The sequence below is a fragment of the Pelagerythrobacter marinus genome (assembly GCF_034375205.1).
In the GTDB taxonomy this organism is placed as follows: domain Bacteria; phylum Pseudomonadota; class Alphaproteobacteria; order Sphingomonadales; family Sphingomonadaceae; genus Pelagerythrobacter; species Pelagerythrobacter marinus.
Genome location: NZ_CP139719.1, coordinates 2,635,762 through 2,649,360 on the forward strand (window position 1 = coordinate 2,635,762; position 13,599 = coordinate 2,649,360).

Annotated in this window: 14 protein-coding genes and 1 pseudogene; 6 read left to right on the top strand and 9 right to left on the bottom strand. The window is 65.7% G+C overall.

All coding sequences use genetic code 11. From position 1 onward, the window contains the following. Positions 1-118 precede the first annotated feature (118 nt). A complete protein-coding gene (locus T8T98_RS12940; RefSeq protein ID WP_011415084.1) occupies positions 119-1,915 on the top strand; it encodes a hypothetical protein in 1,797 nt (598 codons plus the stop codon). On the opposite strand, the gene T8T98_RS12945 is transcribed toward T8T98_RS12940, so the two are convergent. The 4 genes from T8T98_RS12945 to T8T98_RS12960 all read right to left on the bottom strand — a co-directional run bounded on the left by T8T98_RS12945 (position 1,912) and on the right by T8T98_RS12960 (position 6,075). Then, a complete protein-coding gene (locus T8T98_RS12945) occupies positions 1,912-2,901 on the bottom strand; it encodes a TniQ family protein (RefSeq protein ID WP_322295692.1) in 990 nt (329 codons plus the stop codon). The two genes, T8T98_RS12940 and T8T98_RS12945, sit on opposite strands and share 4 nt — an antisense overlap. Further along, a complete protein-coding gene (locus T8T98_RS12950) occupies positions 2,886-3,809 on the bottom strand; it encodes a TniB family NTP-binding protein (protein ID WP_011415086.1) in 924 nt (307 codons plus the stop codon). The genes T8T98_RS12945 and T8T98_RS12950 overlap by 16 nt, the downstream gene beginning before the upstream one ends. Then, entirely contained in the window at positions 3,806-5,569 is a 1,764-nt protein-coding gene (locus T8T98_RS12955; RefSeq protein ID WP_011415087.1) for a Mu transposase C-terminal domain-containing protein, read from the bottom strand. Before T8T98_RS12955 ends, T8T98_RS12950 begins: the two co-directional genes overlap by 4 nt. A gap of 212 nt (positions 5,570-5,781) precedes the next feature. Next, positions 5,782-6,075, bottom strand: coding sequence for a hypothetical protein (locus T8T98_RS12960; protein ID WP_011415089.1), 294 nt, complete (start codon positions 6,073-6,075; stop codon positions 5,782-5,784). A 78-nt stretch (positions 6,076-6,153) separates the two neighbouring features. Between T8T98_RS12960 and T8T98_RS12965 the strand changes: the two genes are divergently transcribed. Continuing rightward, positions 6,154-6,924 carry a hypothetical protein gene (locus T8T98_RS12965; RefSeq protein ID WP_011415090.1) on the top strand — a complete coding sequence of 257 codons (771 nt, stop codon included), beginning with the start codon at positions 6,154-6,156 and terminating at the stop codon, positions 6,922-6,924. Positions 6,925-6,955: 31 nt separating this feature from the next. Here the strand turns inward: T8T98_RS12965 and T8T98_RS12970 are convergent, their stop codons facing one another. After that, positions 6,956-7,681, bottom strand: a complete 726-nt coding sequence (locus T8T98_RS12970) for a TnsA endonuclease N-terminal domain-containing protein (protein WP_049762493.1) — start codon at positions 7,679-7,681, stop codon at positions 6,956-6,958. A gap of 107 nt (positions 7,682-7,788) precedes the next feature. On the opposite strand from T8T98_RS12970, the pseudogene T8T98_RS12975 reads away from it, so the two are divergent. After that, a pseudogene (locus tag T8T98_RS12975) lies at positions 7,789-8,466 on the top strand (ATP-binding protein); the annotation flags it as partial. Positions 8,467-8,521: 55 nt separating this feature from the next. Here the strand turns inward: T8T98_RS12975 and T8T98_RS12980 are convergent. Then, positions 8,522-9,067, bottom strand: coding sequence for a winged helix-turn-helix transcriptional regulator (locus T8T98_RS12980; RefSeq protein ID WP_160733995.1), 546 nt, complete (start codon positions 9,065-9,067; stop codon positions 8,522-8,524). Positions 9,068-9,234: 167 nt separating this feature from the next. Here T8T98_RS12980 and T8T98_RS12985 point away from each other — a divergent pair, with 167 nt between their 5' ends. Continuing rightward, positions 9,235-9,573, top strand: coding sequence for a CC_3452 family protein (locus T8T98_RS12985; RefSeq protein ID WP_251104871.1), 339 nt, complete (start codon positions 9,235-9,237; stop codon positions 9,571-9,573). An 87-nt stretch (positions 9,574-9,660) separates the two neighbouring features. Here the strand turns inward: T8T98_RS12985 and T8T98_RS12990 are convergent, their stop codons facing one another. The 3 genes from T8T98_RS12990 to galE all read right to left on the bottom strand — a co-directional run bounded on the left by T8T98_RS12990 (position 9,661) and on the right by galE (position 11,700). Continuing rightward, a complete protein-coding gene (locus tag T8T98_RS12990; RefSeq protein WP_251104870.1) occupies positions 9,661-10,314 on the bottom strand; it encodes an HAD family hydrolase in 654 nt (217 codons plus the stop codon). A 111-nt stretch (positions 10,315-10,425) separates the two neighbouring features. Next, complete coding sequence (gene ykgO, locus T8T98_RS12995; RefSeq protein ID WP_007165381.1) at positions 10,426-10,551, bottom strand: type B 50S ribosomal protein L36; 126 nt, start codon at positions 10,549-10,551, stop codon at positions 10,426-10,428. Between the two features lie 111 nt (positions 10,552-10,662). After that, positions 10,663-11,700, bottom strand: a complete 1,038-nt coding sequence (galE, locus tag T8T98_RS13000) for a UDP-glucose 4-epimerase GalE (RefSeq protein ID WP_251104869.1) — start codon at positions 11,698-11,700, stop codon at positions 10,663-10,665. A gap of 110 nt (positions 11,701-11,810) precedes the next feature. Here galE and T8T98_RS13005 point away from each other — a divergent pair, with 110 nt between their 5' ends. Together T8T98_RS13005 and T8T98_RS13010 are read left to right on the top strand one after the other, a co-directional pair. Beyond that, positions 11,811-12,437 carry a DUF4136 domain-containing protein gene (locus T8T98_RS13005; protein WP_251104868.1) on the top strand — a complete coding sequence of 209 codons (627 nt, stop codon included), beginning with the start codon at positions 11,811-11,813 and terminating at the stop codon, positions 12,435-12,437. Beyond that, positions 12,434-13,576, top strand: a complete 1,143-nt coding sequence (locus T8T98_RS13010; RefSeq protein WP_251104867.1) for a M14 family metallopeptidase — start codon at positions 12,434-12,436, stop codon at positions 13,574-13,576. The genes T8T98_RS13005 and T8T98_RS13010 overlap by 4 nt, the downstream gene beginning before the upstream one ends. Positions 13,577-13,599: the final 23 nt, after the last annotated feature.

Here is a 13,599-nt window from a genome sequence, read left to right on the forward strand (position 1 = left end):
GACTGCCAAACCTACATCCCCCCTCTGCTTACCAGTCGTCAATTTCGAATCTTGATCGTATGCATACGCGATGCGCCTACGACCTACCGATCTTGGGGCTGCGTGATATCCTAGTTGCATGAGCTTCATTCAGCTGCAGCGCGAACCGGGCATCCACTACCTCGCCGGGTATCAGAACTTCCGCACGTCGCCGGCTTTCGAACATCTTCTCGAGGCCAAATGCTTGCTCCGAAGCATTACGACCGCAGGCGCCGTCGGATCGTCGCTTCACGTACCGCTGTCGGATTTCGCGATGTTCCCGATCGGCACGTTGTTCGGCTCGGGTAAAGCGATGATGCTGCGCAATCGCGGTCGCCGACGAACCCGCAGAACGATCCTTCTGGGCGACGAAGTCGAGATTTGGGACTTCGAGCGCCCGACCCTCGTCAGTCCGCAGAAGCACGCCAAACCCTTCGACCTGTCGATCCGCCAAACCGAGAAGGTGTTCATCGACCAGATCGAGGCCCTACACCCCCTCGGTTTGGCCCACGGCGAGCAGTTCCGGTTCATCTGCTCGGGGGTCAGCTTTCTGCTCGATACGCTTTCGCTGCGCTCCATCGTCTCGCAGAAGAGCCTCGCGGGCATGTTCGTCGACGAGGCGGAGACCGGAATCGACGAGAACGGTACCTACGTCATCACGCCGTTGCGTCCGTTTCAGAACGCGACCGCGACGCTGCAGATCGCGCTCCTGCTCACCAATCCCGACCTAGCGGATTACATCCGTTTCTTCTTCCGGCGGGTCGGTGCGGCGATGCGCGGGGAACCCGCCGGGTCGGAAGGGGCGCTGACGTTCCGGGACGCCATGGACTGCACGATCGAAACCGAGCCGCTCGCGATCGGCCCGCCAGGAAACGAAAGAACGGTCGACTATTGCGACCGGATCATCGCCGACCACCGCAAGCCGAATTTCAGGGATATCGTCGTCCGCATCCGCAATACGCGGGCGGACGAGCAGATCGAGCTGATCGAGGAGCTCCGCACCGAGGCGGAGCGAGAGAAGCTCAGGGTAGCGTCGAGCACCAAGGTCAAACGCTACCCGGCGGACAAGCGCACCGTTCGCCTTGGCCGCCTGGACGGCGATTTCGGGCGGCTGTTCCCCGAGTTCGCTAAGCTTGCCATGCGCTTCGATCGGCAAACCGTCCCCGCCGCGGAAGGCGATAGCCGACCGTCAAGGTTCGATCCTCAAAAGGATCGTCCCGAATTCGTAACGCCGATCGTGTCGTCGGGGCTACCCGAACCCGGCGGCAAGGTCCCCCGGGCGGAGAGCGGGCCGGTCGAGACCGTCGTCTTTGAACGCCCGAGCCTGCCGACCCGGTTCCTCGCCACGAGCGATGCGCCGGGCCTCGAAGCGCGGATCGCGAAGCTCGACGACGTGCCGCTCTTGATGCGGGAGTTCTTCCTCGCGGGCTACTATATGACCGAGCATCGCTCGGCGACGAGCCTGCCGGAATACGATCTCGGACGCGGCGAAGAAGTGCTCTATCGGCTCCCACCGTCATGGGGTGGGTTCGCCGCGCCCGACGCGAATGGTCTCACCCGCTTTGCGGCCGCCGTCCCGCTCGCCTTCGACCACGGCATAGTGTGGGCCATCGAGATCCTCAGGAACGATGCCAGCGAGGCATTCGCCATGGGGCTCGTCGCGCAGTTCGACCGCGACGACGGGCTGAGCTTTCTTGGCCGGGCGCTGCGCAGCGTCTGCGATCGCGTCGGTCGGCGGCGCGGCGACGATCCATCGGGCACCTTCCCGCGCGCCGACTTCCTCGACACGCGGATCGACACCGTCGTCCACAAGAAGACCGTCTGGGACGCGAGGACGCTGGCGCAGGTCATCCCGGCACGGGCCGAATTGCTCCTGTCGACCGAGCGGAACTTCTAGCGCGCGTTCGAGGAACCAGGGCGAAGATAGGTGTCGAGAACGTGGCGCAGCGCGAAGGGTGTCTGGACGCCCGGCTCCTCCGGCACGATCCAGCTTGCCCAGGCGCGCGCCTCGCCGCACGGACCGACGAGGCCGAACGGCCATCCCCGCAGCAGCCGGCTGACCCCGCGCATCACGCCGTGCGCAGCGCTGACGGTCATGGACCGGATACTGGGGTTCGCAGTCCTGTAGTCGAGGTCGATCTCCCCGATCGAAGGATGCAGCGCTTCGCGGACGCGCTTGCCCCAGCGTTTGGCAGCGATCGCTCGGAAGAGCGCCAGCTGGATAGCGAAGAAGGCGATCGGATGGATCCCGTGCAGATGGGGCCAAGCCACCGCGCGTCCGTCTAACACCGCTTCGTTATGCGCCTGCAGGACGAGCACGCTCGGAGCGGCGATGGACGCGGAAAGGGCGGAAAGGTCGAGGCCGCACCCGTCGCAATGGCGGAAGCCCGAGCGGTGTGGCTGGTATGGGGCATCGCAGTCCGGGCAGGCGTCCATCAGCACGGCGGCGTGCTTCGTGTATGCCGGAAAGAGCCGCAGCCGCCAGGTCAGCGGCAAATAGGGGGTGTCGTCGGCGAGGCAATGTGGACAGAAGGCCTGCCCGTGCGCCTTGCGGATCCGGTGGCGCACGCCGAGTGGCACCACCATGAACGACTGGTTGGCGCCGGAGATGGATTCGGCGAGAACGCCTTCGTAGGCGCCGAGCGTCGTGCGCCGGCAACGCTCGAGCGGTGTTCCCGTCTTCACCGCCAGAGCTCGGACGAGCTCCGGCGATGCGACGAGATCGCCATCCCTGGTCCAGAACTCGAGGCCGGGCGCGAGTTCCTTCATCAGCGAGTGGTGCTTGGTACCCTTTGCCGCGGCAATGCGGATCAGCCAGGAGCTGACCGATTCCCGTGGCAATGGGCTTGGACGGATATGCCAGCGGCTCACGCCGGTTCGCATTCCCTGGACGTCTTCACTTCGAGCCGATCGATGACGTCGCAGGCGCGCTCGGAAAGCGGTACCCACGCCATGTCCTCGAGGGTCTTCGCGTCGATCACCTCGCGGCCGCTTTGGATGGCCGTACGCGCCGCGAGAAGCATCACCCGCCGGATATGGCCGATGACGTGATCTCCCTTCTCGAGGATGGTCTCGACGAGCTTGGGATCAGCCACCACATGCGACGTCTTGCGCAGCGGCAGACGCACCTCGAGGTTGTGGATCAGCACATTCGCCTCGTCGCCGCGTTTCCATGGCGGCAGGACAACCTGCTCGAAGCGGCGCTGCAGCTGCGGATCGTCGTTCAGGATATCGACGCCCGGCGGCGTTCCGAAGAGAGCAACGCCGCAGCCGCAATCCTCGCCGATCGACTTCACCATGTTCTTGAGCGCCTCGCGGTTGCGATGGGTGCCGTTGGCAAGATCCTGGAACTCATCGATGAGAAGCAGCCTAGTCTGCATTGTCCTCAGGACCGCGTAGACCATCGAGGTGAGATGCGAGGTCGACCATCGGAGGTTGAAGGGCTCACTTACGTAGCGCAGGATCCGGATCGCGAACTCGCGAACCGACGCTTCGCCCGGCATCGACACCCGCACCACGTCGGCACGGTCCGCATCGCCCATCATGCCGGTTTGCACCGGATAGAGCGACGCAAAATGCTTCGAGATGGTGCTCTTGCCGTTGTAGCTGCGCCCGAACACCGCGATGCTGTGCTCGTGCGGCTCGGGAGCCTCGAGGATCGCCCTGAGGCGATCCTCGATCTCCATCATGCGCGGATGGTAGATGGTGTCGGGCTCGGCGAGATAGGCGAGCCGAGTGGCATCGTCCGCGAGGCGAAGGTCGTCGATGGATGTGATGGTGTTGCAGGTCATTGGACGGCTCCACTGGAGGGAAGGATGGTGATGCTGGCGGGGTCGATCCTGACGACCGGGACCGGCGGTAGCGGCGACTGCTCGGGCGCCGGCAACCAGTTCCGACCACGCTCGCGCTTGACAGCGTTCTGGGCGATCTTGCGCTGCTTCGCCCGGTCGAGCTTGGACTTCGGGTTCACGACCCTGGCGTGGCGGGCAGCATCGGCGCGCTCCTTCTCGATGATGCCCAGAATACCCGTTGCCGTCACCCGGCCGCGTTTTCCGAGCTTGGCCTTGAGGTCGGCCCGCGCCCGTTCCCACTCGGCGACGGTGATCGCCGCGCCCTCGGTGAGCGCGTCGCGAAGCTCGATGTAGCGACCGTTGCGAGGGTCCTCGACGAACGCGCGGCTGACGTCGGCGGGTTCGCGCTTGACGTTGAGCATGGTCCCCTTGGCGGCGTTCAGCAAAGGCTGGAGCTCGCGCGCGGTGTAGCTGAGGTAGCTGACGCGAAACCCGTACTTCTCGAGCTTGCGCTTCTCGGTCTTCAGGAAGTCGAGATAGAAGGCCTGCGGATCGTCGACGCGCCGGGGATCGCCATATTGGGCGACCCCCAGGTTCCACTTCTCCGCCGGCGTCATCCCCAGCGCCGGATGGATGCGGTACGGATATTCGCCAACGAAGTAGCGGACCATGTTCTCGAGGTATTCGTTGAGGGTCAGACTCGCGGTTTGGATAGGATCGATGCGATCCTTCTCCCGCCTCGTCGAGCTGAAGATGGTGTTGCCCGGCAGCTTGCGAGTTTCCGTCATCGCGGTCCCGATCATCCGCTCGACGATCCCGCCATGATGCGGCTGCGAGCGGTGCGAGAGGTCGATGCGCCACTTCCCGCATCCGCGATGGAAGGATTTCGACGTGAAGTCGACGCCGCGGTCGACGAAGATCGCCGAGGGTACGCCGAACCACGGCCAGTCAATCCCATCGATGCCCTTCGCCGCGAGCCAGCCATCCTTGGGTAGGCAGGCGATCGCCATCGCCTCGGCCAGTTCCTCGACGCTCGGATATCCGAACGTCACGTGGATACCGAGCGGCAGGCGCGAGAACTCGTCGACCACCATGGTGAAGGTCGGGCGACCGAGGGAGATCCACAGCTCTTCGGAGATGAGATGCACATCGCTGTAAGTGTGGTCGATCTGCACCCGCTCGAGCGGATAGGTGCAGAGCGGGGTCGAGCCCTTGTCGCGGTCGTATTTGTCCGCGGCCGCCTGTGCGCCGTGCTTGTGCGCGTAACGGACACGTACGTCGAGAGCCTCCCAGCGGCGGCGGATGGTCCGATCGGACGGCGGCTTGAGGCCCGCCTTCGCGCAGGCCTTCCGCACGTTGTCGATGTAAACAGTGACATGCTGGCCCTTGTAACAGCGCAGCCTCAGGAACCTTTTGAGCTCGGCCTCGGAGATGGCCTCGACCGCCGGATCGAGCTTCGAATGCCAGGGGCGCTTGATCGGCACCTTGGAGAGCCCCAGAGCGTGCCCGGCTTCTTCGTAAGCCTTCAACTTGCGGTAGAACTTAGATTTCGACCATCCGAGCATCCGTGCGGCTTTCTCCGCGTTCTCACTCGTGCGCTTGCCGCAACGGAAGGCGTCGATGACGCCCGCTTCTAAGCTGAGGCGGTTCCAGTCGTCGTCACTGATCGTGTCGATCGTGATCTTGCGATCGTTGCCGGCACACGTGAGTTTCGCGGCGCCCTTGGGCAGGGCGGGGATGATTTTCTTGAGATCGGTCATTTCAACGTACTCCTTCTTTCGAAAATGGAGCACGAGCCGGAAAAAGGGTGCGCGCGACCGGCGCCAAGCGCGCGATGGCGCTTGACTCGGGGCGGCTTTTCGGCGATGACAAGGGTGCTTAGGGGTCCTCGTATCCCGAAAAGGCCTGGCTCTTCGGAGTCAGGCTTTTTCCATTTCGTGCTGGTGAAGTTTAGTTCTCAGGCACTGGCTGTTTACATAATTTTCTCCTTGTCGATCGCGCGCAGCCACTCAGCCACGTCCTGGGTGAAGGCGAAGGTTCCGCTCCGGTCCGGAAGCTTGAACACGCGAACGCCGAGGCGTCCGCGCTCCTTGGCTTTGCGAAAGGCTGCCGCACTGGGAAACCCGAGGGATTTCCATAGCGCCTCGCCGGTCAGAAACGGTCCCGATCCATCAACCAGGTGTTCCGCCAGCTTGGTACCCGACGCCTTCGAAGCCATGTTGTCGCTCTTCCTTTCCGAACCGGAGAATCGCCAGTTGTCGTGCATGTCACGGCCGTCACGCTTGTCCAAACGACGTTATTGGGGCCAAAATCGTCGCTTGACCCGCCTGCGAATCGAAGAGCGATGGCATATCGGAAAAGAGCGTCGACCGAATGGATCCTGACCCGGTGGGTCATGGCCTGTGTCGACTTTCGTGCGACGCCCGACGACGCGGAATGGATCAAAACCGGGCTCAATTGCGGGAAGGATACCTTACGGCATTATCGCTTGGGCGAGCGTCGTATTCGCAGCGATGTGCCAAACTCCGTTCTCGATCGGTTGGACGGACGCTTTCCCGGAACAGCGGCGATGCTTCGCGGACCGATGGCGCAGATCCTGATGCGCCGCGAATTGGCACCGGGCGGTTTGAGGGTAGCGATCAGGCAGCTGTCCGATCCGTATCGCACATGCCTGCTCGCGCTCGGCTACGGTGCAGATCGGAGCGAGATCGATCCCGCCGTCCGGTTAGAAACGGCGCTTGATTACCTGCTGCGATACAGCGCTTTCGAGACGCTCGAGGCAATCGTCTTCATGCTCGCATGGTGCGACGAGATCGGCGATGAGATTGCGTGGACGACGATCTGCGGGCGATATCGGAAAGCGCTCCCAAACATGCTGTTCGAGGGCATTCCGGAACATCATCACCCCCTGCTCGACGCGATCGACGACTACGCTCGCACCATCGAGTTCCGCTATGCGCGGCGGGTCCGATCGAAGCAAAGCTGGCGCACGGCCGTCCCGAAGGCCAGGAAGATCCGCAAGCAGGGTGCAATCGAGGCCCAGCACGACTGGGAAGCTCTGCCACGAGATTTCACTCTACGCATCAATCCGCAGGCGAAGGACGTCGACCGTTAGATCTCGAGGCAAGGACCACGCTCAATAAAGGTCATCGCAGAAAGACCCGCCGACGCGACCCCCGCCTCAGGATTGCCTCCTCATCCCACGTGCGCGTGATATCGAACCATAGTTCATCGATGGCACATGCGTGCAGCGCCGCCGAAATGATCTCGCCCCTCTCATATGCGTAACGCTCGGCGTTCGCGATTACCGACCCGAGCGTCGCCGGAAACTCGCCAAGCCTGCCCGACAGTATGAGGTCGAGCAACGATCGCTCCGGTCTGTGGCTCGCGCGGTCCAGAATTGCTTTCGCATTCGGCAAACCCTTCTCGATCAGCTTCTCGTCGGTAACCAAGAGGAACGAGCAGTCTGTCTGTTCCCGGCACCAGCGCATCATCGCGATATGCGCTCGTCCTGCGGCCGACGCGCTTCCCGCCGCCGCAATATGATCGGCTTCACGGCGCTCCTTTACCTCGACGATGTAGCGGTAGCGCTGGCCCTCGCGATCATTGATCTCGACGAGATAGTCAGGTGTATAGACACGTGTCCGGTTGTCGACGAGATCGCGGAATTCGATGGAAAAGGGCTCCCATGAAATGTGCCGCACCTCGTTCGCAAAGTCGCAGAGTTGGACGAATCCACGCTCGATCGAGGATTGGAAGGCGACCCTATTTGCGCCATTTCGAAAGCTGTAGAAGCCGGTTTCGGCGCTGGTGCGCGCGGGCTTTTTGCTTCGCGCAGAGGGAGTTATCCGGACGTGGTCAACTAGTCTCACCGACTATGACCACGCCGATTTCGAGCCGGCGAAATGGACGCGCCGTCTCACAAAAGGGCTCGAATTGGGGCAAAACGCACCCGCCTGAGTCGCATCATTAGTGGAAGTTATCAGGCGGGCTGAAAGTGCGCCCGGGCGAAGTGAGCCTGGCACACCTCGGCGTGCTGTTCCTCGACGAATTGCCCGAGTTCCAGCGCGCGGTACTCGATTCGCTGCGGCAGCCGCTGGAAACGGGGCGGGTCGATGTCGCGCGCGCCAACGCCCACGTCAGCTATCCGGCGCGCGTTCAGCTGGTCGCGGCGATGAACCCGTGCCGCTGCGGGCATCTCGGCGACGCGGCGCTGGCCTGCAGCCGCGCGCCGCGCTGCGCGGCCGATTACCAGGGCAAGGTTTCGGGCCCGATGCTCGATCGGATCGACCTGCACGTCGAAGTCGATCCGGTCAGCGCGGCCGACCTCGCCCTGCCGCCGTCGGCGGAAGGATCGGCCGAAGTCGCCGCGCGCGTGGCCCGGGCCCGGGCGGTCCAGGCGGGCCGGCAGGCCGAAACCGGCGCACGCACCAATGCGGAGCTGGACGGCGACGCGCTCGAACGCTTCGCCGCGCCGGACGAGGCGGGTCGCGCGCTCCTCCTGCAGGCGGCGGAGGCAATGCGGCTTTCGGCCCGCGGCTATACTCGCATGTTGCGCGTCGCGCGCACGATCGCGGACCTCGCCGGTGCGCCCCGGACGGGGCGGATCCACGTGGCGGAGGCGCTGTCCTATCGCCGCCAGCCGCCGCGCGCCTAGCCGGGCCGGCCGTCAGGCGGCGGACATCGCGCAACCTGGCAAAGGGCCTCGGGGCTTACTCGGCGGCCTGGGCCCGGCCGTAATAGGCCATGTCGCCGCTCGCCAGGGGTTCCCCCGGTTCGGCGCGCGACCCGTCTTCGCGCAGGCCCACCCGGTCCGGCTTGACCAGGCGCAGATCCTTGTGTGCCAGGATCCGCCCGTCGTGTGCGAGGATCGCGGTCGGGCCGATCGGCAGGCGGTCGCGGTCGTCGACGAGGACCGGGTCCTCCACCACCTCGGTGCCGTATTTCTGCCCCCACTGGCGCAGCGCCACCATCGCCGGCAGCAGGTCGGAGCCCTTGGCGGTCAGCCGGTATTCGATCCGCCGCCGGTCGTCGGGGCACGGCTGGCGATCGAGGATGCCGTGTTCGACCAGCTTGGCCAGGCGGTTGGAAAGGATGTTGCGGGCAATGCCCAGCTCGCTCAGGAACTCTTCGAAATGGTGCAGCCCGTTGAAGCTGGCGCGCAGGATCATGAAGCTCCAGCGCTCTCCCATGACCTCGAGCGCTTCGGGAAGACCGCAATTGGTCAGTTCGCGCAGCGGTTCTCTCACGTCACCCATCGGATCATTCTCCCGCGGCTTGTGTAACCCGAAGCCGCGTCGTCACAAAATTGAAATTGAGTTTCTGCTTGCAACCTATTGTGCAGTGCGGTAGGCAGCGATTCGCGACGGGTTGTTATTCGAAACTCGTTCGGAATGTAAGCCCTCTGCGAAAAAGGATCAGTGCGATGACCTTCTCCTCCCCCCTCCGCTCCGCCAGCGCGGCGACGCTGGCGGTCGCCATCAGCGCCCTGTCGCTCGGCGCGCTGGTCGCCCCGGCCCCCGCGCACGCCAACGGCGCGGCTTTCTATACCGCCGAGCTCGCCACCCCGGCGGCCGAGCGGACCAGCATCATCGGCGGCGTCGCCTGGCAGTGCCAGGGCACGGCCTGCGTCGCGGCGAAGAGCAATTCGCGCCCGGTCGTCGTGTGCCAGCGCGTTGCCCGCGAACTGGGCGAAGTGACCGCCTTCACCGCCAAGGGCAAGGCCCTGGCGGAAAAGGACCTCGCCCGCTGCAACCGCAAGTGATTTCCTGAACCCCACCCGTCCTCTCCGAACAGGGTGGCACTCCAGGGCCTCCGGCGCGATGCCGGGGGCCCTTTTTCCATTGCCGGTTCAGATCAGCCCGCGCCCGGCCAGGTCGCGCTCGAGCGTTTCGGCATCGCGGAAATGGTGGACCTGCCAGCCGAGGGCGGCCGCCGCCTCCACGTTGGCATGGTTGTCGTCGATGAACAGCATCGCGCGCGGGGCGTGACCGAACCGCTCGGCCGCCAGCGCGAAGATCGCCGGGTCGGGCTTCATCACTTTCTCGCGCCCCGACACGACGATCGCCCCGAACAGGTCGAACAGCGGCTGTGTCGGGCGGAACATGTCCCAGAACTCGGCCCCGAAATTGGTAATCGCGAACAGCGGCACGCCGCGCGCCGCGAGCCGCTCTACCAGCGCGGCCGTGCCGGGCACCGGCCCCGGGATCGTTTCGAGGAACCGCCGGGCATAGGCATCGATCAGCGCCGCGTGCTGCGGAAACTGCGCCTGCCGCTCGCGCACCATCTCGGCCAGGGGGCGCCCGGCGTCGCACTGGAAATGCCATTGCTCGGTCACGACTTCGGCCAGGAACCGGTCCAGTTCCGCCGGATCGTCGATCAGCTTGGCGAACAGGGCGCGCAGTTCCCACTGCACGATCACGCGGCCGACATCGAACACGACCGCATCGATTCGGGAAGCTCCCCCGCCGGCCATGCCTGCGCCAGACACGCCTGTGTCAGACATGCCTCTGTCAGACATGCCGGCGCCAGACATGCAAAAAGCCCCCGCTTTCGCGGAGGCTTCCCGTCGTTCGATCTGCGTCGCGCCCGTCAACGGGCCGCGGCGCGACCGGCATCAGCCCTGGCGGGCCTTGAAACGGCGGTTGGTCTTGTTGATGACGTAAGTGCGCCCGCGACGACGGATAACCCGGCAATCGCGATGACGGTTCTTGAGCGACTTGAGGCTGTTGCGGATCTTCATTGGTCTTTCCCGGGAACGAAATCGGCACCGGAGATGGCCCCCGATGCCGGAAAAATCAAGCCGCGCGCCTAGGGGCGGGCGGGGGCAAAGTCAAGCGTTCAGGCTGGCGGCTCAGGCCGCCGACCCGACCCGGCGGCGCTCTTCGCCAGCCTGCTGCAGCTCGGCCCGCACCCTTTCCCATTGCAGGGCATGGAACACGATCTGTTCGAGGTCGGCATATTGCGGCCGCCACGGCAGGGTGGCGCGAATCCGCGCCGGGTCCGAGACGACCGAGGCCGGATCGCCCGCGCGGCGCGGGCAGAGGCACCGCTCTATCCGGCCGCCCGTCGCCCGGTCGACCGCGTCGAGCACCTCGAGAACCGAGAAGCCGCGCCCGTAACCGCAATTGAGCGTGAGCGAGCGGCCGGGCCGTTCGATCAGCGCCTCCAGCGCGAGGACGTGGGCCGCGACCAGGTCGCTGACGTGGATGAAATCGCGCACCCCGGTGCCGTCCGGCGTGTCGTAATCGGTGCCATAGACATCGACATGGCTGCGCTGGCCTGTCGCCGCCTCGCAGGCGACCTTGACCAGGTGGGTCGCCCCGGCGGTCGACTGGCCGGTGCGCGCCTGCGGATCGGCCCCCGCGACGTTGAAATAGCGCAGCACGCCATATGTGATCGGGTGAGCGGCCGCCGCGTCGGCCAGCATCCGTTCGGTCATCAGCTTCGACCAGCCGTAGGGGTTGATCGGCTGTTGCGGCGTATCCTCCGTGATCGGGCCGCCGCCCGGCGTGCCGTAAGTGGCCGCGGTGCTGGAGAAGATGACGTGCGGCACCCCGGCGCGCACGGCCGCGGCGATCAGCGCGCGGCTCTTCACCGTGTTGTTGTCGTAATATCCAAGCGGGTCGGCGACCGAATCGGGCACAACGACCGACCCGGCGAAATGCATGATCGCCCCGGTCCCCTGCTCGGCGAAGATCCGCGCCAGCAGCGCCTCGTCCCCCACGTCGCCGCGGTAGAAGGGCACGGTGGGCGGCACGGCGAAGCGGAAGCCGGTCGAAAGGTCGTCCACCACCGCCACCGGCCACCCGACATCGAGCAGGGCGAGCACGGCATGGCTGCCGATGTACCCGGCACCGCCGGTCACCAGTACGGGGGGCTTGCTGTCCATGAAAACGTGCTAGGCCCGCGATGGTAAAGGAACCGTTTGCCGGCGCGCCCCGCCGGGCACGGACCGCCCCCCTCGCGCGTTGGCGGGGCACAGCCAGGAGGAAACGTGCCATGCATGCCCAGCCCAGGAAGCTTTCGCTCGTCGCGGCGACTGCGATGCTCGCCGCCCTTGCCGGATGCGCGACCCCGGCCGTGACCGGGCCGGTCGAAGTGACCCGGTTCGTGGCCCCCGCGGCGAGCGACCGCCTCGCCCGCGGGACCGTCTTCGTCGAGACCGCGCCCGGCAGCCAGCCCGATTCGCTTGCCCTCGCCCCTTACAAGCAGGCGGTCGCGCGCGAGCTGGTCCGGCTCGGCTATCGCGAGGCGCCGCGCGCCGGTGCCGACCAGGTCGCGCAAGTGCGGGTCGAACGCTTCGCCACCGGGCCCGAGGGGCGGCGGCGCGGGCCGGTGAGCGTGGGCGTCGGCGGATCGACCGGCAGCTACGGTTCGAGCGCGGGCGTGGGAATCGGCATCAACCTGGGCGGCGGCCCGCGCGAGATGATCGGCACCCGGATCGGTGTGATGATCCGTGACAAACGGTCCGGCGCGACATATTGGGAGGGTCGCGCGCAATTTTCGGTAAGCGACAATTCACGATATGCCGATACGACCGCCAGCGCCGCGGCAGTGGCGGAGGCGCTGTTCCGGGATTTCCCCGGCAACAACGGTGAAACGATAGAAGTAAGGGTTCGCGAGTGACGGGGCAGAATATCCAGATCGACAGCAATTTCGACGGCGGCAACATAGAAGTGCTGTCGGTCGATGGCGCGGGGGCCACGCTCGCCATCCGGGCGGACCACATGTCGGAATTCAAGCAGTGGTTCCATTTCCGGGTCAGCGGGGCCGCCGGGCGCGAGCTGGTGCTGCGTATCACCGACCTGGAAACCTCCGCCTATCCGCTCGGCTGGCCGGGATACAACTGCCGCGTCAGCGAGGATCGCGAATACTGGGCGACCGCCGCGTCGAGCTATGACAAGGACGCCGACGGCGGCACGCTGACCGTGCGCTACACCCCCGCCAGCGACCTGGCCTGGTTTGCCTATTTCGCGCCCTATTCGATGGAACGCCATCACGATCTCGTCGCCGAATGCGCGGCGAGCGAAGGGGTTTCCTGTCGCTGCCTGGGCACGACGCTCGACGGGCAGCCGATCGATTGCCTCGAAATGGGCGAAGGGGACAAGCAGGTCTGGCTCTATGCCCGCCAGCACCCGGGCGAGACGCAGGCCGAATGGTGGATGGAAGGGGCGCTGGGACGGCTGACCGACCCGGCCGACCCCATCGCCCGCGCGCTGCGCGCCCGGTGCCGGTTCCACATCGTGCCCAACTGCAACCCCGACGGCTCGCGCCGCGGACACTTGCGGACCAACGCCAGGGGCGTGAACCTGAACCGCGAGTGGGACAACCCGACGGCGGAGAATTCGCCCGAGGTCCTGGCGCTGCGCAACGCGATGGACGAAACCGGCGTCGATTTCGCGATGGACGTGCACGGCGACGAGGCGATCCCGGCCGTCTTTCTTGCCGGGTACGAGGGGCTTCCGGGGCTGACCGACGATCACTACGCCGGCTTCACCCGCTATCGCGCGATCCTCGACCGGCGCACGCCCGATTTCCAGACCGAGAAAGGCTATGTCCCCGCGCAGCCGGGGCAGGCCAACCTGTCGATGAGCACGACCCAGGTCGCCCACCGCTTCGGCGCGACGGCGATGACGCTGGAAATGCCGTACAAGGACAACGACGACCTGCCCGACCCGGAGCAGAACTGGTCGCCCGAACGCTGCCGCCAGCTCGGCCGCGACTGCCTCGGCGCCCTGCTGGAGTGGCTCGACGGCGCGGGCTGACCGGGCGGCCTTTCGCAGGCGGC

Coding starts and splice junctions, on each gene's coding strand:
- T8T98_RS12940 (WP_011415084.1), top strand. CDS start 119: ATGAGCTTCATTCAGCTGCAGCGCGAACCGGGCATCCACTACCTCGCC.
- T8T98_RS13005 (WP_251104868.1), top strand. CDS start 11,811: ATGCATGCCCAGCCCAGGAAGCTTTCGCTCGTCGCGGCGACTGCGATG.
- T8T98_RS12955 (WP_011415087.1), bottom strand. CDS start 5,569: ATGACCGATCTCAAGAAAATCATCCCCGCCCTGCCCAAGGGCGCCGCG.
- T8T98_RS12950 (WP_011415086.1), bottom strand. CDS start 3,809: ATGACCTGCAACACCATCACATCCATCGACGACCTTCGCCTCGCGGAC.
- galE (WP_251104869.1), bottom strand. CDS start 11,700: ATGGACAGCAAGCCCCCCGTACTGGTGACCGGCGGTGCCGGGTACATC.
- T8T98_RS12945 (WP_322295692.1), bottom strand. CDS start 2,901: ATGCGAACCGGCGTGAGCCGCTGGCATATCCGTCCAAGCCCATTGCCA.
- T8T98_RS12965 (WP_011415090.1), top strand. CDS start 6,154: ATGGCATATCGGAAAAGAGCGTCGACCGAATGGATCCTGACCCGGTGG.
- T8T98_RS12985 (WP_251104871.1), top strand. CDS start 9,235: ATGACCTTCTCCTCCCCCCTCCGCTCCGCCAGCGCGGCGACGCTGGCG.
- T8T98_RS12960 (WP_011415089.1), bottom strand. CDS start 6,075: ATGCACGACAACTGGCGATTCTCCGGTTCGGAAAGGAAGAGCGACAAC.
- ykgO (WP_007165381.1), bottom strand. CDS start 10,551: ATGAAGATCCGCAACAGCCTCAAGTCGCTCAAGAACCGTCATCGCGAT.
- T8T98_RS12990 (WP_251104870.1), bottom strand. CDS start 10,314: ATGTCTGACACAGGCGTGTCTGGCGCAGGCATGGCCGGCGGGGGAGCT.
- T8T98_RS12980 (WP_160733995.1), bottom strand. CDS start 9,067: ATGGGTGACGTGAGAGAACCGCTGCGCGAACTGACCAATTGCGGTCTT.